At 42.3% G+C, this 19,259-nt stretch carries 17 protein-coding genes and 2 CRISPR repeat arrays; of the genes, 4 read left to right on the top strand and 13 right to left on the bottom strand.

All coding sequences use genetic code 11. From position 1 onward, the window contains the following. Positions 1-165 precede the first annotated feature (165 nt). A CRISPR array of direct repeats spans positions 166-1,374; the repeat unit is 30 nt; unit sequence CTCAGACCGACACAAGATTTGTATTTAAAC. Between the two features lie 101 nt (positions 1,375-1,475). Continuing rightward, positions 1,476-2,818: direct repeats of the CRISPR family, unit length 30 nt; unit sequence CTCAGACCGACACAAGATTTGTATTTAAAC. A gap of 88 nt (positions 2,819-2,906) precedes the next feature. The 7 genes from OA34_RS09605 to OA34_RS09575 are packed head-to-tail and all read right to left on the bottom strand — an operon-like array spanning position 2,907 to position 9,091. Further along, positions 2,907-3,539 (bottom strand): histidine kinase dimerization/phospho-acceptor domain-containing protein, encoded by a 633-nt coding sequence (locus OA34_RS09605; protein WP_039674758.1) that lies wholly within the window; start codon positions 3,537-3,539, stop codon positions 2,907-2,909. Next, on the bottom strand, positions 3,529-4,290 hold the full coding sequence (locus OA34_RS09600; RefSeq protein WP_286682968.1) for a metallophosphoesterase: 762 nt from the start codon (positions 4,288-4,290) through the stop codon (positions 3,529-3,531). The genes OA34_RS09605 and OA34_RS09600 overlap by 11 nt, the downstream gene beginning before the upstream one ends. Before the next feature lie 11 nt (positions 4,291-4,301). Further along, complete coding sequence (locus OA34_RS09595) at positions 4,302-4,841, bottom strand: YceI family protein (protein WP_286682967.1); 540 nt, start codon at positions 4,839-4,841, stop codon at positions 4,302-4,304. Further along, a complete protein-coding gene (locus OA34_RS09590; RefSeq protein ID WP_286682966.1) occupies positions 4,831-5,832 on the bottom strand; it encodes a hypothetical protein in 1,002 nt (333 codons plus the stop codon). Before OA34_RS09590 ends, OA34_RS09595 begins: the two co-directional genes overlap by 11 nt. After that, complete coding sequence (locus OA34_RS09585) at positions 5,825-7,402, bottom strand: heme-copper oxidase family protein (RefSeq protein WP_039674757.1); 1,578 nt, start codon at positions 7,400-7,402, stop codon at positions 5,825-5,827. Before OA34_RS09585 ends, OA34_RS09590 begins: the two co-directional genes overlap by 8 nt. Further along, entirely contained in the window at positions 7,386-8,012 is a 627-nt protein-coding gene (locus OA34_RS09580; RefSeq protein ID WP_286682965.1) for an ABC transporter ATP-binding protein, read from the bottom strand. The genes OA34_RS09585 and OA34_RS09580 overlap by 17 nt, the downstream gene beginning before the upstream one ends. Beyond that, positions 8,009-9,091, bottom strand: a complete 1,083-nt coding sequence (locus OA34_RS09575) for an ABC transporter permease (protein ID WP_039674756.1) — start codon at positions 9,089-9,091, stop codon at positions 8,009-8,011. Before OA34_RS09575 ends, OA34_RS09580 begins: the two co-directional genes overlap by 4 nt. 133 nt (positions 9,092-9,224) lie before the next feature. Here OA34_RS09575 and OA34_RS09570 point away from each other — a divergent pair, with 133 nt between their 5' ends. Continuing rightward, positions 9,225-10,109 (top strand): 3'-5' exonuclease, encoded by an 885-nt coding sequence (locus OA34_RS09570; protein ID WP_039674755.1) that lies wholly within the window; start codon positions 9,225-9,227, stop codon positions 10,107-10,109. A gap of 22 nt (positions 10,110-10,131) precedes the next feature. Here the strand turns inward: OA34_RS09570 and OA34_RS09565 are convergent, their stop codons facing one another. From OA34_RS09565 to OA34_RS09540, 6 genes are all read right to left on the bottom strand, one after another. Beyond that, positions 10,132-10,797, bottom strand: a complete 666-nt coding sequence (locus OA34_RS09565) for a hypothetical protein (protein WP_039674754.1) — start codon at positions 10,795-10,797, stop codon at positions 10,132-10,134. Between the two features lie 80 nt (positions 10,798-10,877). Continuing rightward, a complete protein-coding gene (locus tag OA34_RS09560; protein WP_039674752.1) occupies positions 10,878-11,318 on the bottom strand; it encodes a methyltransferase family protein in 441 nt (146 codons plus the stop codon). Further along, positions 11,315-12,475 carry a type II toxin-antitoxin system HipA family toxin gene (locus OA34_RS09555; protein ID WP_039674749.1) on the bottom strand — a complete coding sequence of 387 codons (1,161 nt, stop codon included), beginning with the start codon at positions 12,473-12,475 and terminating at the stop codon, positions 11,315-11,317. The genes OA34_RS09560 and OA34_RS09555 overlap by 4 nt, the downstream gene beginning before the upstream one ends. After that, positions 12,465-12,707: a helix-turn-helix domain-containing protein gene (locus OA34_RS09550; RefSeq protein ID WP_039674747.1), complete on the bottom strand. Its 243-nt coding sequence runs from the start codon at positions 12,705-12,707 to the stop codon at positions 12,465-12,467. The genes OA34_RS09555 and OA34_RS09550 overlap by 11 nt, the downstream gene beginning before the upstream one ends. 98 nt (positions 12,708-12,805) lie before the next feature. Continuing rightward, complete coding sequence (locus tag OA34_RS09545; protein WP_039674742.1) at positions 12,806-13,588, bottom strand: class I SAM-dependent methyltransferase; 783 nt, start codon at positions 13,586-13,588, stop codon at positions 12,806-12,808. 102 nt (positions 13,589-13,690) lie between these two features. After that, positions 13,691-14,422, bottom strand: a complete 732-nt coding sequence (locus OA34_RS09540; protein ID WP_039674740.1) for an HAD family hydrolase — start codon at positions 14,420-14,422, stop codon at positions 13,691-13,693. Between the two features lie 414 nt (positions 14,423-14,836). Here OA34_RS09540 and OA34_RS09535 point away from each other — a divergent pair, with 414 nt between their 5' ends. The 3 genes from OA34_RS09535 to OA34_RS09525 all read left to right on the top strand — a co-directional run bounded on the left by OA34_RS09535 (position 14,837) and on the right by OA34_RS09525 (position 19,187). Then, positions 14,837-15,526, top strand: a complete 690-nt coding sequence (locus tag OA34_RS09535) for a response regulator transcription factor (protein WP_039674738.1) — start codon at positions 14,837-14,839, stop codon at positions 15,524-15,526. Beyond that, positions 15,516-16,937, top strand: coding sequence for an ATP-binding protein (locus tag OA34_RS09530; protein ID WP_039674736.1), 1,422 nt, complete (start codon positions 15,516-15,518; stop codon positions 16,935-16,937). The genes OA34_RS09535 and OA34_RS09530 overlap by 11 nt, the downstream gene beginning before the upstream one ends. Positions 16,938-17,114: 177 nt before the next feature. Beyond that, on the top strand, positions 17,115-19,187 hold the full coding sequence (locus tag OA34_RS09525; protein ID WP_039674734.1) for a multiheme c-type cytochrome: 2,073 nt from the start codon (positions 17,115-17,117) through the stop codon (positions 19,185-19,187). The last annotated feature ends 72 nt before the right edge of the window (positions 19,188-19,259 follow it).

Genomic DNA, 19,259 nt, shown 5'->3' with positions numbered 1-19,259 from the left:
TACAAATCCTCACCAATATAGCCAATATCAGTGATAACCTCAAGACGAATAAAGAATTACGCCAGATTATTGCTATTATCGGTGCTTACACTAAAAAAGAGCTTGGTTTTATGTGCGAAAGTTGAGTAAACTATTTAAAAAGTTCGCCCAATAGGAAAACTTTTGCTCAGACCGACACAAGATTTGTATTTAAACATAACGATGAAAACGATCATTTTAAATGCCTAAAACTCAGACCGACACAAGATTTGTATTTAAACTTTCTTCTTAGCTTAATATGTGCTAGTTCTTTTTCTCAGACCGACACAAGATTTGTATTTAAACATAAGCGGCGGTTTTGAGAATCAACATGCCTTGCAGCTCAGACCGACACAAGATTTGTATTTAAACGAGGGTGATTTAATTGATAGCGACTTACAAGCAAAAGCTCAGACCGACACAAGATTTGTATTTAAACATCAGCATTTTATGATGCATATTTTAGCCAAATCAAGCTCAGACCGACACAAGATTTGTATTTAAACCCAACTCTAACAATGTACAATCCGTTTATTTTTTCTCAGACCGACACAAGATTTGTATTTAAACGGAGTTGGCTCGTAATAATTGCCGTTTCCGTCGCCACTCAGACCGACACAAGATTTGTATTTAAACAACGATGAGGGTTTATCTTATCCATCGCTCAAAACGCTCAGACCGACACAAGATTTGTATTTAAACAGCAATACACCGCTTCTTAGCAACTCAGCCCCGCCTCTCAGACCGACACAAGATTTGTATTTAAACATATTTGATTTTGTAAGCTGTTTTTCTATTGGCTCCTCAGACCGACACAAGATTTGTATTTAAACCGACTATCTTTCAAAAAAACGTATTGAGAGGGCATTCTCAGACCGACACAAGATTTGTATTTAAACTTCTTGCTTTCGTGAGTGTTAAATCTATTGTTTACCTCAGACCGACACAAGATTTGTATTTAAACGCAGCCTTTAATTCTGCTTCTTTGGCTTCAATAACTCAGACCGACACAAGATTTGTATTTAAACATATACCCAACAAAATCTAAAAATGAATTAGATACTCAGACCGACACAAGATTTGTATTTAAACACGGTAAAAGCTTGTTTGATGGGATGGAATAATGGCACTCAGACCGACACAAGATTTGTATTTAAACTAAGGGGGGGATAAAGTCATTAGGGTGGACGAAATAGCTCAGACCGACACAAGATTTGTATTTAAACCAATAGGCAGAATTGAAAAATTTGAGCTAATCGCAGCTCAGACCGACACAAGATTTGTATTTAAACCGGGCGTTAAGCCTGACGGATGGTTTACGCCCCACTCAGACCGACACAAGATTTGTATTTAAACGAAGAAAACGAAGCACAATCAATACAACGACCAGTGCTCAGACCGACAAAGATTTGTATTTAAACAACTTAAGCGGTGCGGAAATTTATCAAAACGGGATAACTCAGACCGACACAAGATTTGTATTTAAACACTACTCCTACTGACAATAACAGTTCTGATGGTAATCTCAGACCGACACAAGATTTGTATTTAAACAAAAGCACGGTTTGGTCGTCAACTTCTTGGATAACCTCAGACCGACACAAGATTTGTATTTAAACACACAACATACAGTTATGTTTGTAAATGATGAACTACTCAGACCGACACAAGATTTGTATTTAAACGGATAAAGAGAAGCTAAAAAAGGTTGAAGTTCCTTAACTCAGACCGACACAAGATTTGTATTTAAACTGCTTTGCTTGGAAAAAGAAAAGCATCAGAAACGCCCTCAGACCGACACAAGATTTGTATTTAAACTTAATAAGTTCGTCGGCAATAATTTTAAAATCGGCTCTCAGACCGACACAAGATTTGTATTTAAACAGCGATGCAGGCGCAAGCAAAGCCAAGCAAAACGCCTCTCAGACCGACATAAGATTTGTATTTAAACGGGCACACCCATAGAGCTAAAGTAACTCAAAATCCTCAGACCGACACAAGATTTGTATTTAAACTTAAAAATACACTTTTCTTTTAAATACTTATCAACCTCAGACCGACACAAGATTTGTATTTAAACATTTGCTACAATGAGCGAAAAAGTAAAACGAACTGACTCAGACCGACACAAGATTTGTATTTAAACTCGTTAGGGTTTTTTGTCTCTTTGGCATTGGGCACCTCAGACCGACACAAGATTTGTATTTAAACAAAGTATCAAAAACATAAGGAGAAAGTTCAGGATTACTCAGACCGACACAAGATTTGTATTTAAACATGCGATTCATAGCGTCATTAATGGTTGAGGGAAGCTCAGACCGACACAAGATTTGTATTTAAACTTCTATAAAGGATATAAAACAAGCTACTCGCATAGCTCAGACCGACACAAGATTTGTATTTAAACAGGTCATATTGACGATGCAAACCAAAAAGCAGATGAGCTCAGACCGACACAAGATTTGTATTTAAACGTCTTTAACTGCTCATCGACCCTAATCATATCGGGCTCAGACCGACACAAGATTTGTATTTAAACTCAAAAAGCTATAGGTATCGCCCAGTTTAATGTGCCTCAGACCGACACAAGATTTGTATTTAAACGGGTTTGAAAAATTCGTGCGTGAAAAGATGCATTTCCTCAGACCGACACAAGATTTGTATTTAAACTACTCTCCGCGTTGGTACTCATTGATGGTGAAGTACTCAGACCGACACAAGATTTGTATTTAAACTCGCTCTTAAGACGTTATCTGTTCTTTTAACGATTCTCAGACCGACACAAGATTTGTATTTAAACAACTATATCGCTAACGTCTTCGTCTATTTACATAACTCAAACCGCTACTCGTGTTTGATGTACGCCTTTGATGTTTAAAAGCGGGTTTTCAAATCGAAAACGGCGGGTGCATTTTTGAAAAGTATTTATGGCTCAGGCTGGTGTTGCCTTCGGCTAAAGAGAGTAGATTTTCGATGAGGGTTTGCAGGGCTTGGATCTCTTCGAGTTGCACTTCTAAGATACGACGGTATTCTTCATTGGAACGTTCTCTTCTCAAGGCTATTTCGATCTCTCCTCTCATAATGGTCAGGGGTGTTCTAAGCTCGTGGGAGGCTTGGGTATTAAACGCTTTAATCGCGGTAAATGAATACTCCAATCGCTCTAGCATCGCGTTAAACGCGGTGGCGAGTCGGTTGATCTCATCGTCGTTTTCGTGCGTTACGATGCGCTGAGAAAGTTCTTTCGCGTTGATTGTTTGCATGTTGTGAAGCATCGCTTTAAGCGGTTTAAAATACCGACCGATCAAAAAATATCCGCCAAAACTTGAAAGCACAATGCTAAAAGGGCTCAACAGCCACACCGTGTTTAAAAAGTGCTCGATCGCCTCATGCGTTTGAATGACGCCTGAAATATTTTCGCGAAGATTGTGCTCGACATTGATGTAAAGCGCGTAATTGAAACCGGCTAAAATAAGGCTCTGAATCAATAAATACCACAACAGCAACTTCACTTTAATCGGCATGCTCTGCCTTTATAAGTCGAATAATAACGACTTCGCTGGGTGCTTTAAAACGAAAATCAAACCCCCAACTGCCATACCCTGTGGTAACAAAAATCTGCGTACGATTCTTTACATGTAAACCGTGAAGGTAGGGTTGAAAAAGCCTCACGATGTACCCAAACGGGTAAATTTGTCCGCCGTGCGTATGCCCGCTTAGTTGTAAGTCGATGGGGAAAGCGTGCGTCAAACGAATATCTTTTGGCTGATGGGCGAGTAAGATGGAAGGAATCTTTGCATCCAGCTCACTAAACAGCTTCTTTGGGTCTCGTTTGATGCCAAAATAGCGGCTAAACGCATCGCTGAGACCAACCAGTTGGAGCGCTTCATCACCACGTTTGAGAGTGATAATGCGGTTGTCTAAAAAGGTAAATCCCAGCATCTCAATCTCACGCGCTAACTCTTTACATGTAAACAAAAGATCGTGGTTGCCGCTCACAAAATAGACAGGGTGTTTGATGTGACTGAGACGTTCAAGTTGGGCGCGTATGCGTGCTGGATTGGCATCGAACAGATCGCCTGTGAGTGCGACCATGTCGATGTCCAGTTCGCCCAGTTTTGCAACCAAATGTTCAAGCGCAGGCAAGGGCGTTTTAGCGTTTACATGTAAATCGCTCAGATGCACCATCGTAAAATTTTCAAACGAGGAGGGTAGGTTTGTGATGCCAACCCTAAGACGTTTAAAATTCAGCCGTGTATACGCTTTTTCAAACATCCTTTTGCCTCTTAATTTTTCGCCAAAGTCAGGTCATAAGAGATGACAACTTCATCACGCACGCTTAAAAAAAGAAGGGTTGGAGGCTCGATGCCAAACTCACTCATCTTGATGCTAAAACCGCCTTTGAGTTTTAAAAGATCGTCTTGGTCGGTTATGTCGGCTTTAGTATTGATCTCTTTGGTCTGTTTATTGAGCGTGAGAATACCGATAAGGTGGTAGCCATCTGATTCTTTACTGACCTCTTTGAGTTTAAAAACCGTGCTTGGATGTTCTTTTACATGTAAAGCCTCATACATGTGCTCATCGCGTTTTTCATTTTCACTCTTAAAATTTAAAAGATCGAGTGAAATGTCGCCTTTAAGGGATTCTATGGCATCGTCCATACTGAGTTTTGCCTCAACTTGAGAGCTTTTTGGGTTGATATTGCTGTCTCCTAAAATTTCCGTTTGAGCGCCAATGGTGCCCTCTTTAAAACGGAGCTCTTTGGCATACATGCTACCGCAAAGCAGTGAAGCGCAAAGCAGTGAAAAGGCGATTTTAGTAAACATTGTTGATCCTTTTTTGAGAAGTTTGATATAGAAAGTTATAGATTTCGGCGCACAAAAGCACACAAATAAAGATAACACCAACATAGGTGTAGCCGCCAAGCGCGCTAAGGAGCCCGCCACCGCCTGCGATCCAACCGGTAAACACCATGATGACCCCAAGAAATCGTAAATTGCCAAACTTTGAAAGACGTTTAAGAATAACAAAGTTGTAGTACGAGATCACAAACGGATAGATCATACTTAACAGCACCGCTTCGCGCGCCGCGTAGAGCATGTAACTGAGTGCAAACAAAAACGCGATGATAAAGGAGTGATGCTCCTTTAGCGTGTCACGAAGCAAATAGGCTGAGCCCATTCCTACCAAGTGAAAGACTAAAATGATGTGCCATGTCTCCGCTCGCCAGATGGAGATGTCGCTCGTGCGTGAGAGTGTTTCAAACAGGTTAGAATCCAAATACGCCCAAATAGACATCGATAAAACCGCGTAAATGCTCAAACGCTCAGGCGCAATTTCGACGTCAAGATCTGGCAAACGGTGAATAAAAAAGCTACATGTAAACGCAATGAGTGAGAGCGCAATAGCAAGATTGCCCCGTAAAATAGGCTCATACGTAAAAAGAGCCGTAGCCAGTGCATAAGTAATGCCAAGCGCTATGGCAATTTCGGTGTAGCGACCTTTGGTAAATTTAATCAAAAGCGGTGCGCTCATACCCAAACTGACGCCAAGAGCACCTAAAACCACCAAATTTAACGAAGGGTAAAAGAGTGAACAGAGCGCTTGAAGCCCCACAAAAAAGATGATTTTTTTCTGGTCGGTATTGAGCCAGCCAAACGAACGGTACACCAGCAAACTTCCTAAAATTCCACCGAGCGGAAGGGTAAAGAAGGCTTGGATGTCGGAGTGAAACACTTCAATAATCCCTGTTTGTGCGATGAGCAAGTAGTAGCAAAACTCACTCGCAACAAAGAGAGTAAAAAGGGCATTAAACATACAGTCTCCTTTGTAATTGGGATGCAAACATAACGTAAATGGAAGCAAAAACAAGGTCATACACGGCGATCAGCATCGCTTCAATGCCCAACTGATGGGAAAGATAAAGTGATAAAAATATCGCAGAAACGGCGATACGGTTGAACGCGCTTATTTTGGCGAGAATGAGCGCGTAGGGTGGTTGTGTTAAACCAAAAAGATGCAAAATGCCAGTCGTTATCATAAACGCAAAGACGACATACTCGTACTTGCCTTCAAAGCCAAAGCCTAAAAGGGGATAGAGCGTCGCGGCAAAGGCAAATAAAAAGATGCCACCCAGTGCGTCGGAGAGAAAGCCTGTGAGATGATAGAGTCTAAGAGCGTCTAGTTTCTCAACATTCAGTCCAAACTCTGGGTAGAAAAAGCCAATGGTGACAAGGATGATAAAGAGACCGCAGAGCATTCGAATCGTCCACAAAAGATAAATGTCTGCTTGCAAAAAGCCCGCTTCCATCATGCCTGCTATGGAAAGTGCGATCAGCATCAGCGTAAAACCAAGTGTGTAAAAAATGCTAAACGAGTGTTGGTTGAGCTTTTTAAGGTAGGGCGAAACGACTGCCATTGCCATAAAAAAGATACCCACACCCATAGCAATATGTGCATGCGCTACAACGAGGTCATTGCGGTGAAATAACCAGCGAATGGAAGGGATAAACAAGATGTTTCCCTCTATGTCCACAAATAAAAACGAGTAGACTGAGATGGTCAAAAATGGGTTGTTTTTAAACGTAATGTTCGCATCTCTCAGCCATTTGATAAGCAAAGGCACAAAACAAAGCGTTAGGTACTGAAAAAACCACTCTTGGTTGTAGCTAAGATCACCGATAAAAATGCGGTGCGCAACCGAAGCAATGTAGCCAACTAAGGGAATAATCCACATCGCGTGGTATTTTGCCACAAACGTCTCTTTAGCATGCAGTTTAATGAGCAAGTAAAAAAGAGGAATCAGGGTAAAACTCATACCCAAAGTATTGTCTCCATGCGGTCCTTGAATGGTCTTTTCCACTTGCCCGATGACAGGATTCATAAGCACCAAAAGCGCTATGGGTGAGGCGATGACAAGGTATAACGAGACTTTGATCCACAACGGAATGACCTTGTAGACTTTAATGTAGTCATAGAGTGCCAAGATGTAAAAAACACCCGAAAAGGCAAGAATGAAGTTGAGCTCATATGCAAAGTCGTAAAAGACCAGACCTCGATGCACGCCTAAAAGAAGGCTGATAGTCATAAAGACCAAAAAGATGCACCAAAGGGTAAAGTAGATTTTGAGCTTTTCAAGCCCTTTTTCACTGTGGACATTCTCTTTTTCCATCAAAACAAACGGCAAAAACGAGAGCATCAACGGTACAAAACCATAAAGCATCAACGAGACATGCGCACTTCTAGCATTGACCGCTGAGAGCGTGGAAGAGGGCAGAAAGTAGCCCAAAAGGTTGAGCGAATACTCAAATCCAAAGGCTAAGCCAAGGACTAAAAAAAGTGAGCCTATCGCAAAGGCTTTTTGTATAAAACTAGAGAATTTTTCCATCGGTTACCTCGATAATTTTGTCTGCATACTGCGATACATTTCGGTCATGTGTCGCGATGATAAGGGTCGTGCCACTTTGGGAGAGCGATTTGAATAGCTCATAGATATTTTGCGAATTGTGTGAGTCTAAGTTGCCTGTGGGCTCATCGGCGAAGATGATTTTGGGTGTGTTAACAAGGGCACGCACGATGGCGGCACGTTGGCGTTGACCACCCGAAATCTCATCGGGGTATTTGCCTTTAATCGCTTCGATACCACATTGCTCAAAAAGCGTGTCGATGTAGGGGCTTTTTTTGTCAATAGCGGCAAGTTTAATGTTTTCCAAAACCGTTAAATACCCGATGAGGTAGTGAAACTGGAAGATAAACCCAATCTCTTTTTGACGAAATGCGTCGATGTCTGTAATCTGTGCGTAGGCTTTGCCTTCAAAGAAGAGTTCGCCAAGGGTAGGACGAAGCAGTGAGGAGAGAATGGAAAGCAGGGTTGATTTACCACCGCCACTTTCTCCAACAATGGCGATAAACTCACCTTTTTTTGCTGTAAAATCAACGTTGTCTAAGGCAAGATCGTGTTTGTAGTAGTGCGTAATGCCACGTGCTTCGAGTATCATAATGCACCCCTTTGAATCAGGATGATCGGATCGATCTTTGAAGCGCTATAGGCTGGAAGCAGTGCGCCTAAAAGCGCCATAAAAAGGGAGAAACCAAAGACAGTGACAATCGTCTCGAAGCTAAGCTCACCGTTCACATAGCCTTGAAACTTCTCAATGTGCGCGATCATAAACAGAAGTGCTTTGGAGAAAAGAAGAGCCGAGAGAAAGCCAACGCAGGTGATGATAAACGTCTCACCCACGACCATCGTTATGATGAAATGAGATGACTTACCGATGGCTCTTAAAATGCCAAACTCACTGCGACGTTCGTTAATCGTAATGCTGATGAGGCTCGCAATGCCAAGCAGTCCCATCAAAAACGCCACTGCACTAATGACATTGGAAGAGGTTTCGATGATCTTAAACTGATTGTAATTGTCCACAAATTCATGGGTGGTTTTCGCTTCGATGTCTGGGGTAAGCGCGTTGATATGCTCTATCAGCTTCTCCACATTCGTGTCTCGCTTGATGCTGACAAGCAAGATAGACGCGTCTTTGTTGAAAATGGCACTGGCATCCCAACGGTTTAAAACCGCCCCACCATCTTCAAAGCCAACACCGTTTTCAAAGATGCCTGAAACAGTAAATGTTTTATTTGAAATGGAGATAGATTTGGGTGCATGCAGGCGTGCGTTGATGTTTTTACCTAAAATGACTTCGCCTTTTTTTGGGTAAGCACCCTCCGTGAGCGCATAGGTTTTAAAGCGGTTTTCACTCACCCCGTAAATTGCAGCGATGGGAAGGTCATTGATAGGACTTGCCCCTAGAATGATCGCGTAAACCTCTTTCACCCCTGCAATCGTTTTGATGGTGTCGGCAAGAGACGCGTTCACATCGCTGAAAAAGGTATCGGCGATTTTAGCTTGCGTGACGATGATGTCGCCCTCGGTTTTGAGCATCGTGGAGTACATGCCGATGATACCCCGTGAAATCGAAGTGATCATAAAAATCGCCGTAATTGCAACGGTAATGCTTAGGTAAATGAGAAACGTTTTAAAGCGGTTACGATTCAGCGCTTTAAAGAAAAGTGAAATCAAAACGACCCCTTGTTTTATATTTGTGACAATTTTAGATAAATAAGATGAATTGAGTATGAATTACCTTTACATGTAAAAGAGTTAAAAGCTAGTTTGACGTACAATGAGGCAATTATGAAGATGAGGGCACGCCATGAAAATCATTGTGTTAGATACCGAAACCACGGGAATGTTTGAAAAAGATCGCATCTGTCAGCTCAGTTTTTTGGTGCTGAATGAAGAGTTTGAGATCGAAGAGGTGCATGACGCGCTGTGCAAGCCGCCTTTGCCCATCTCCTACGAAGCGATGGCGATTCACCACATTACCCATGAAATGGTTGAAGGCGAGCCTGCATGTGTTCAAACCAAAGCATACAAAAGGCTTCTAGAACTCAATTCGCCTGCGAACATCCTCGTCATTCAAAATGCTGCGTTTGACCTTAATATGCTTGCCAAAGAGGGTTTTGCTTCGCAGATGAATCTCATCGACACTTTTCGTATTTTGCGTGCGCTTTACCCCAACGATGGCTCGTTTAGCCTGCAATTTAAACGCTACCAATGGGGACTCTACAAAGAAGAAGAGGGCATCGCCCAAAAGCTTGGCATCACCATCAACGCACATGATGCTCTAGGCGATGTCATCGTACTCAAACACCTCTTTGAACGCCTGTGCGAAGACCACTCCATGCCAAAAATGATCTTACTGTGCTCCGAGCCAATCATCCTCAGCCACATTCCCTACGGCAAAAACAGAGGCAAAAAGTTCGTCGATGTCGCCAAAACCGATCGCCAAGACCTCCACTATATGCTAAATTCCAACGGACTCGACGAAGACATGAAAGCCTCCATACTCCACGCGCTAGAGAGCACCAAAGAGAGTGTGACCCTAACCATCGGCTTTGGCAAATACGCAGGCAAAACCCCTCTAGAAGTTCTAGAGCTTGATCGTAACTATCTTGTGTGGATGGTGACTAAGATGGATAATTTGAGTACGGAGCTGAAAGAGGCGATAGAAAAGGTTTTGGTTTCGTATCCGTAAGAATTCAAATTGTATTAGATTATTATCTATCATAGTAAAACCAATTTCCTTGATAGTTTGTTTCAAAATTTTCTTGAGAATCAAAAATGACTGAAAAGTTATTTTCGTTAAGATAACCAAATTCATCATATTGTTTTATAAGATTTAAATATTCTTTTGAATAAGTTATCAATAATCCTTGTGACTTAGCCTCTTCAACTTGTTTGTTAGTAAAAAAGAAGAATGTTACTGAACCAAACATGCGTCTAATTTGCCATAGGTGATCATCAGCTAGTTTACTTTTAAGGTTTTCTATCTCTGAATCCTTGATTTTTTCGTTTGCATCTTCTCGTGCAGTCGGTTCAAACGCGGCAAAACATACAAACAATCTTTCATCTTGATATTTATTCAAATTGTCTCTTTGTACAATTTGAATAAATTTATCAAAAATATTTTTTTGTTTTTCCTCAGAAAAGTTTAGGCGTAGTTCTTTGTCGTTAAAAGTATCACAGTCTTCTTCTGTTTCAAGAATCACTTGTAATCTAGGGCAATGATTATTGTGTATCAAGTGATCATAGATTATGTTAAGAACTTTAACTTTATAAAATGATTCAATCCAGTCAGATAACTCTTGAAAAGGAGCATTAAGTTTAATATTATCTCTTTTAATACGCTTAGTTTCTCTGTATTCGGTATCTAAATATTTCACTTTATTCCTTTGTTGAAGAATGTTGTATTAGTAAGAAAAGGAAAAAAAAGTATTGTAACTACTTTCTTATTCGACTTGTCTTACAAAACAAATGGAATAATTCTTTTCGTTTGCTGCCTATAGTTTCTATATTCACTAGACTGCACCATCCACAACGTCTCCTCTTTGTGGGCTTTCAAAAACAGCGTTATAACTAAAAGTACGTAGATAAAAAGACTCAGCAACGTAGGCTTAGAAACCACAACCCCAAGCATCATCACAAGGACGGAAAAATACATAGGATGCCTGATGTAGCGGTAGGCTCCTGTAGTGATAAGTGCGGCATTTTGTTTGATTTCGGGGGTGATGTTGAAGTTGTTAAGGGTGTTGTGTTTGAGTGCATAGATTCCAAAGGCACTGCCTATCAAGAAGGTGAGTAAGGCTAAGGTGCTGGGTGTGTACAAGCCGTGGTTTATGGCGAGGATTGTGATGAAGATGAATTGCAACGATACGAGAAGGTAATAGTAACTTTTTGAACTCATTGATTTTCCCTTTCAAAAATTTCCACCAAACTGCTCAAAAATACTTTTACATGTAAATCATTTTCTATTTCAATGCGCTCTTTTACTTCAAGAACAATGATGCGCATAGCTTCGACACATTCATCATAAAGCGCTAGCGCCTCATTGGTATTTAGCTCACAACTTTCTTTGCCAAAACGCAATAAAAACGCTTTGCTCCACCATTTTTTACTTCCCAAAAGATGCAAAGCAGGGATGTCTTTTTGAATGTAGAGTGTCGTACAGACGACATCATACGCGGGTGCAAGCCAGATATGTTGGATATTTTCATAGAGTACGCCAAAGTTTTTGAGGTGTGCATCGCCATTTTGTACCAGTGTGTTGATGACCATCATTTTAAAAAAATCTCTGAGTGCCTTTTTCTTGTGTTTAGGTGAGACAAAGGTTTTGATGCTTTTAGCGATATGCTCGTAGGAGCCTTCGTATTTTTCATCGGCTTGGCGTGCTTGAAGAACACACATATCTTCAAAGCCTAAGTAACTTCCATCGTCTTTGATGTCAAAACGCTTCATAATGAAAAGCTTGTTGTCATCGGAGAGGTAAAACTCAGGCACTTCGATGCCCGCTTTTTGCACAACTTTCATGCAATAAAATTCGTTGAGCGCTAAGTGTGGGTACTCATCGCCCCATGACTTGACGATGTACTCTTGCAGTGGTAAGGTGACTTTGTCGCGCACTTTGGCTAAGACTTTGGGTTGTACGCCACTCAGTGGTGAATTAAGAGCAAAACGGGCTACGAGTTCATCAAAGAGTGTTTCACTTTTGGGGTGCAAGAGTGCGTCTAAGCTGAGGGGTGCTTCTTCTTGCGTAGCATCTGCTTCGTATGTGAGCCTGCCTTTGATGCTGTGTGCCATAAGATGAAGGAGTCCGAAGTCATCGGTTTTGGTGATTTTTGAGAAATGTTTTTTAATGATGGAAAGCAGATAGCCCTCGGGTAAGTGCATCTCAAAAATGGGGTGGAGTTTTGGGTTTACATAACTCTTCGCTCGTACAGGCATACTGAGTGACACAAAAGCATCTTGATTATCGGTTGTGTAGTCAAAGATGTATTCGTTATTTTCAAGAAGGATAGTGCCTGCTTTTTCGCTAGAAACTTTTACATGTAAACTATCTTTCATCTCTTAGCTCCTCAAAAGTTGGGAAGGGAGATTTTTCTTTACATGTAAGCTCGTACCCTAAGTAGTTAAGGATGTGAAGTATCTTCTTTATGCCAACATCGGAACTTGTGCCGTTTTCAAGGGAACTGATGGTCGCGCGAGAAATAGAAAGATCACGAGAGAGTTGTTCTTGTGAGACTTTTTTCTCTTTACGAAGCTGTGCAACGTAGGCTCCAAACTCTTTTAAGTCCATGTTTTTCCTTGACTAATATTTTAGACATTTTATAACTTTAAAGTATAAATGTCAAATATATTAGTCAAATAAGTTTTACATGTAAACCCAAAAACCCTCTAACACACCAAACTAAAATGGTGCAACAGCGGGCATTTGGAAAAGAGGACGACGCCTTTTTCGGACTTGTTTTCGGAGACGATAAGGTTATCTTCGATGAGGTCGTTTAAGACGGCATTGATTTTGGCTTCGCTTGGGAAGATGTTGTAGCCGATGAGTTGTTTGTAAGCGTATTCTTTGGCTTGTTCGAACGTGTAGGCGCGTTTGTAGGTGCTCGGGAAGTAGTGGACGTTGTAGGCGATGGAGGCTTTTTCCAAGGCGTGCAAAAATGTTTTGACTTCAACGCTGGGATTGGCGTGGTATTCGGGTGCGTTGTGGGCGATCAGCAAAAGGTCGAGCAAAGAATTGTGACGGTACTTCTTCCAGCCGACAAAGATGCCAAGCGAGCGGGTTGCATTTAGCATCGCTTCAATGTCGCGTTGCGTGCTGAGGGCGGGCGTCATAGACGCAAGGACGATGTCGTAGGTTTCTTCGGACGTAAAGGCACCCCAATCGGCGTGTTGGAGCCTCACGGAGACTTCGGTATCGAGTGCTTCGCTTTTTTCATTGACGATTTTGAGCATATCGCACGAAAGATCAAGCGCGGTAACATGGGCTTTTTTGAGCGCAAGAGGAAGCGCAAACGTCCCCGTGCCGCATCCGATGTCTAAAAGCGAATAGCCCTCAAAACCGATGCCTTGATTTTCGATCCAGTTGAGAATATAGTCGGTGTCTTCGGAAAAATCGTTTTGTTGCAAAGCATGCTTGGAAGCACGGCTCCAAAGCGCTACATGTGAACTCATCGAGCATCCTTTTTATTTATATATTTAAAAATATAACGAAATTTCCTTTAAAAAAACTTCTGAGCCGCGACGCTACGCTTTACGCAACAATGCACGACTTCGTTACGCCTTTAACGTCAGTTCTTTTTGCGCGGCGTAAAGCAGTGTTTGAAAGTCGTCGAAGTAAGCGTATGCGCCTTGTTTTAACGTTTCTTGATCGTCGCGTGCGTAACGGTCGTACACAATGATCGCGTCGATGCCCGCATGGCGTGCGGCTTCGAGTCCGACGAGGGAATCTTCGATAATTAAACACTCCTCCGGCGTGACATTGAGCGTCTGCATGACGTGATGATGGACGTGCGGGTGCGGTTTGATGCGACTAACGCTTTCACGCCCGAGAATCATCGCAAAGGTTTCGGCAAAATCGACCTTTTGCATCATCTGAGAATTTTCGTACATGTACGTATGAAGATTGCTCTGAGAGGTTGTACTAGCGATGGCAAGCGTTAAGCCTTTTTCGCGAAGAAAATGCAACAGCGCAGGAGCGTCAGGCTTAAAATCGATAACGTTTTGAAGGTAGTGCTTGGCAATACGATACCGCATCGCGCGAATCTCTTCTTTCGAATAGCGCGCGTTATAGGCTTTTCGCAGCGCGTCGCAATACTCCAAATAAGCGTCTTGCGTATGGCTTAGAGCGTGTAAAAGCGAATCGCGTCGGTGCTGAATCGCACACTCGTTCGGTGCTTGTGCGCCCAAAGCATTGATGAGCTCCGTGTCGATGGCATTCCAAATACCGACCGAATCGATAAGCGTACCGTCCATATCAAAAATAACGACTTTTTTACCGTAAAACATGAGTGACTCTTTCAAAAATAACAAAGCATGAGCGTCGCTTTTGGCCAAGCCTTGCGAAGCATGTTTTGCGTTAATTAAGAATTTTAATGGAACGAAGTATAGCGTAGTTTGGAAAAGAGAAAAACGCTCGAATCGGGCAATTCGAGCGTTTGGTATTTCAAGTGGTTAGGTTTTCTAAAAAGGAGGTATTGTCTTGGTATCGAAAGTATAGAAAAAAAGATTAAACGTTTTGCTAACCTTTTTTAAACTATAAGTAAACAAGAACCGTTTTGACGCGTGTGACGATTCTTTAACATGTCAGTGTAAAATTTATCTTAAAAAATTTTATTATAAGATAAAATCAGATACTATTTTTTCGCCTTTTGTGATCAACGCTTGATGCAAACGAAACTTGTGATATAAAAGATAATAGCTATGAACGAGTATAACCCTTTAGAAATTTTATCGGATAAAAAGGTTCTGTGCGTTGAAGACGAAGAGATTATTTTAAACAATATCGTCGAATCTTTGGAGCTTTTTTTCGGTAAAGTCGTCGGCGTGAAAGACGGGCTTGAAGCCTTGGACGAGGCTTTGGGAAACATCTACGACGTCTTAATGCTCGACATCTCGATTCCGCATATCGACGGGCTTGAAGTCGTCAAAAAAATTCGTCAAGTGAATAAAAAAATTCCGATTATTATTCTTTCGGCGCACACCGAACAAGAGTACCTTTGGCGTGCGGTGGAACTCAAAATTACGCGTTATTTAACCAAGCCGTACGACAAAAACAGTCTTATCAAAGCATTGGAAGAAGTGGCGTTGGAGCTGGTGGATCATCGTCCGAGTTTTCAAATCAGCGCGGAATACACGTATGATTATTGCCGTAAAACTTTATCCTGTCGCAACGAGACGATCCACCTTTCCAAAAGTGAAAGCCGCCTGCTCGAATACTTTTTAAAACGACCTAATCAAACGATTACGTATGAACAGCTTTTTGAGTACATGTGGGAATTTGAACAGCCGAGCAAAGAAGCCCTCAAGTCGATCGTGAAAGAGTTGCGCAAAAAGATCGATAACGGATTTATCAAAAATTTGTACGGTGTCGGGTACGTGTGTGAGGTATAATTTTAAAATCATCATCGCGCTTTTTGTCGTGCTCTATGCGATTATTACACTTTTGTTTTTCAACTTTTACCGCGAACTTGCGATGAAAGACGCCAGACAAGAGGCGTTTTTCGTTTTGGATACGATGAATGCGATTCGCGACTACGTTTCCGTGGTACAACGTCCGCTTATCGAAGAACTCAAAGAAAAAAAGATGCTTGCGCGCGATTTTTTTGACCCGAGACTCCTCTCGTCAACCTACATTACGCGTTCGATTTACGATATACAGCGTTTAAAAAAGAACATCAACTACGATTATAAATTGGTCGCATACAATCCGCTCAATCCCGCACACGAGGGAAACGAGTTTGAAAATGAAATCCTAGACGACTTTAAAGAGGGCAAGTATCAGGAGTATTCACGGATTATTCACGAAAACAATGCACCGTATTTTTTCGTCGGATTGCCGATTCGCAATTCGGACACTTCGTGTATGCAATGCCATACGTCCAATAGCGCGCCCAAGCGTATGATTGAGCAGTACCACGTCATTCCCTCGTTTGATAGCAAAGTCGGCGACGTCATTGCGATGATTACGTTTAAAATCCCCGTTTTTAGTATTTTAACGTACCACGTTAAAGAGTTTATGGTGGGCGGAGCGGTGATGTTTATCGTCTTTGTCGTTTTCATTTTGTTTTTGTATAAAATCTACCGTAGCGAACTTCGCTTACAGGAAAAAAATAAAATGCTGATGATGAGCCAAAACCGTCTTGCGTCGATGGGAGAGATGATCGGCAATATTTCCCATCAATGGCGTCAGCCTTTGGCACAAGTCAGCTCGATCTTAATCAACCTCGAATTGCACAGCGAAAAGGACAAGTTAACCAAAGAAAAACTCACGCAAAAAATCAAAGAAGCCAGCGAACAGCTCTCGTTTATGTCGCATACGATCGACGATTTTAAAAACTTTTTTACACCGAGTACGACCAAACACGAATTTAGCGCGCAAGAGGTCGTCTCGCAAGCCAAAAGACTACTAAGTGCCTCGCTAGAGAAATACGCGATCGACGTTCAAGTCGAGATTCAAGACAATTTTATACGTCTAGGGTATCGAAACGAGATCGTTCAGGTTGTGATTAATATTATGAATAATGCTAAAGAGGCTTTTTTGGCGAACGTGCCCGAACGACAAGAGCGCATTATTCGTATTCGCGCTTTTCTTGCCGATACCATACCGATTCTTACGATTGAAAACAATGCCGGAAATATCGATGCAAGTTTGATCGGGACGATTTTCGATCCTTACGTGACGACGAAAGAATCCGGTAGCGGACTCGGGCTTTACATGAGCCGTATGATTGCCGAAAAAAACGGCGCAACCTTACGCGTGGACAATACGGATGATGGCGTTATCTTTACAATTATCTTTTAATTCTTCTATTTAACATACATTTAATACTTCCCCCTTTTCCCCCCTTTTTTAGTGTTACCATTTCTTTGAAGCATTTGTGCTGGTTAATGCTTTAATTGCTCAAAATCGTATGTGAAATTTCCACGATTCATACGCGAAAAAGAGCGGTTTAGGTTGGTCTGTTTCAAAGGAGGAAACATGAGAAATTGGGACAAAGTGTTACTGGGTTTATTCATGTGCACGAGTATCTTTGCCGTCGGTGCAACCAGTGCCGCCGCCATGGAAGGCATGCAGATGACTAAGGAAGCGCGCGAGATTATTGCTCACGCGAAGGGAACGAAAGAGAGCCGAGGCGTCATTTCGTTGCAAGATTATATTGTCGAAGAGCAAGCGATGTACGACTGGCTCTTTAAAAATCACCCCATTTTTACCAAATACGGCGGAAAAACGGTCGGTAAGATGGTCGTAGGCGATCGCGGTCACGAGTGGATCGAAGAGGGACACGGCGTCGATTTTTCCAAAAACTCTAAACGCAGCGGCGGTGAGGGTTTTAGTTCGATGATGTATCGGGTAGCGCGTAATTCAACGCTTGCGTATCCTAACAAATTCATCGGACCTGAAAAATGCGGCGAGTGCCATACTGCGCAATATGAAGCTTGGAGCAGATCACGACACTCGTCCACAATACGTTTTCCGGGCGAACACCCTGAGGTCAATAATAAATTGAACGATCCCGTTTTTGACAGCGACACGGCATCGATTTTACCGCAAGGTATCACACCCGACGTTATTTATTGTACCGTAGGACACCTTAGAACAAAAATGGGCTTCTTTGATGCATGGTTATTACGTGGAACATACCATGTCGAAGGCGGTTTACTCAAAAACGGTACGGGTCAAATCACGGCCGGAGCAAACCAATGGCAACGTACGTGGGCGTACAACCTAACGCCTGAAGTCGCGAAAAAGATTAAAAAATGGGTTCCCGAGTTCCCCGTAACGCTTCAAGAATACGGCGATAACGGCGGATACGTCAGAGGACTTGCTTCTTATGCGGCGAAGTATAAAAAAGAGATGTCGTTCCAAGCATCGACTTCGTATTGTGAAGTATGTCACCCTTGGAAATTCGATTTTAAAAACCAAGGCGAATTTTTTGCGGCTTTAGGTAATGCCAAAGAGCTTCAAAAACATACGATCTCCAAAGGCGTTTCATGTGAAGAGTGCCACGGAGCGGGCGGTCACTTAGAAGGCGGTTCGGGCTTATTGATCTCTAACTGCGAACGCTGTCACCAACGCTTTAGCTACAACCCCGATTTGATGAAAAGCAATCCGCTTAACGTCGGTAAACCCGACCTAGCGTTGAGCTCAAAATTCAAATCCATGGGACCTGGATGCGGAACCGAAGGTGCTCAATCGTACTTTACGGCGCACTACTTAAAAGGAATGCGTTGTTCTACATGTCACGATCCTCACGACGTTACGGGTGACGTTTCGGGCGAGAAAAACGTCAAAGGTACGAACTATAACGCCAACCAAGGTTATTTGAGTTCGTTCTATACGAAACCGAAACTCAAAAAAGAGTGTGCGGATTGCCATAAAGAGCAAGCGTATATTCACGCCAAATCCGATACGCACAGTAAAAACAGTTGTGCAACGTGCCATATGCCGTTCTTGATGAGTTGTGAAAACTTCTATGCGATCCAATTCCAAGATCAAGCGGGCTTTGATACGCAACGTCGTTCACACATCTGGAAAATCGAAGTCGATCCGAAAATGAAAACGATGGTTGCAAGCTCTGCCGCAACAGGACCTCGTGATACGAAAGATTGGCATTTCGATAGAAATAAAGACGGACGTAACTTTGTCGACTTGATGTGGGCGTGCGCTCGAACGACATGGGCGGATAAAGAGCAAGTCGAGGCAAAAGGATGTCATAGTCCGATTAACTCCGAATTAAAAGAGACCTTACACTTCAAAGACCAAAAACAAGTCTACGATGAAGTTATGGGCTGGCAAACACCGGTCAAAGACGAGTTTACGCAAGTTAAAGTCGGTATCCAAGGGCTTTATGCAATGCTTGAAGTCAAAAAATTGGCACCGTCTGATAAAGCACGCGTTTACGAGTTGATCGAAAAAGCGCAAGAAACCGTTGATTTAGTGGAAAAAGACGGTTCATGGGGCGTACACGGATTTAAATATACGAAACAAAGACTCGATGCAGCGGTTGAGTATATTAATGAAGCGCAACGCGTCATGAAAAAGAATCTCTAAGCAGGTGTCGCGTTAGCGACTTTATCATGGGCCAAGCTCGCTTGGCTCATGAATTTTTACGGTAAAAGGCAT

Origin of the sequence: Sulfurospirillum sp. MES, assembly GCF_000789415.1 — a bacterium.
Lineage (GTDB): Bacteria > Campylobacterota > Campylobacteria > Campylobacterales > Sulfurospirillaceae > Sulfurospirillum > Sulfurospirillum cavolei.
This window is presented reverse-complemented; position numbering and strand designations above follow the sequence as displayed.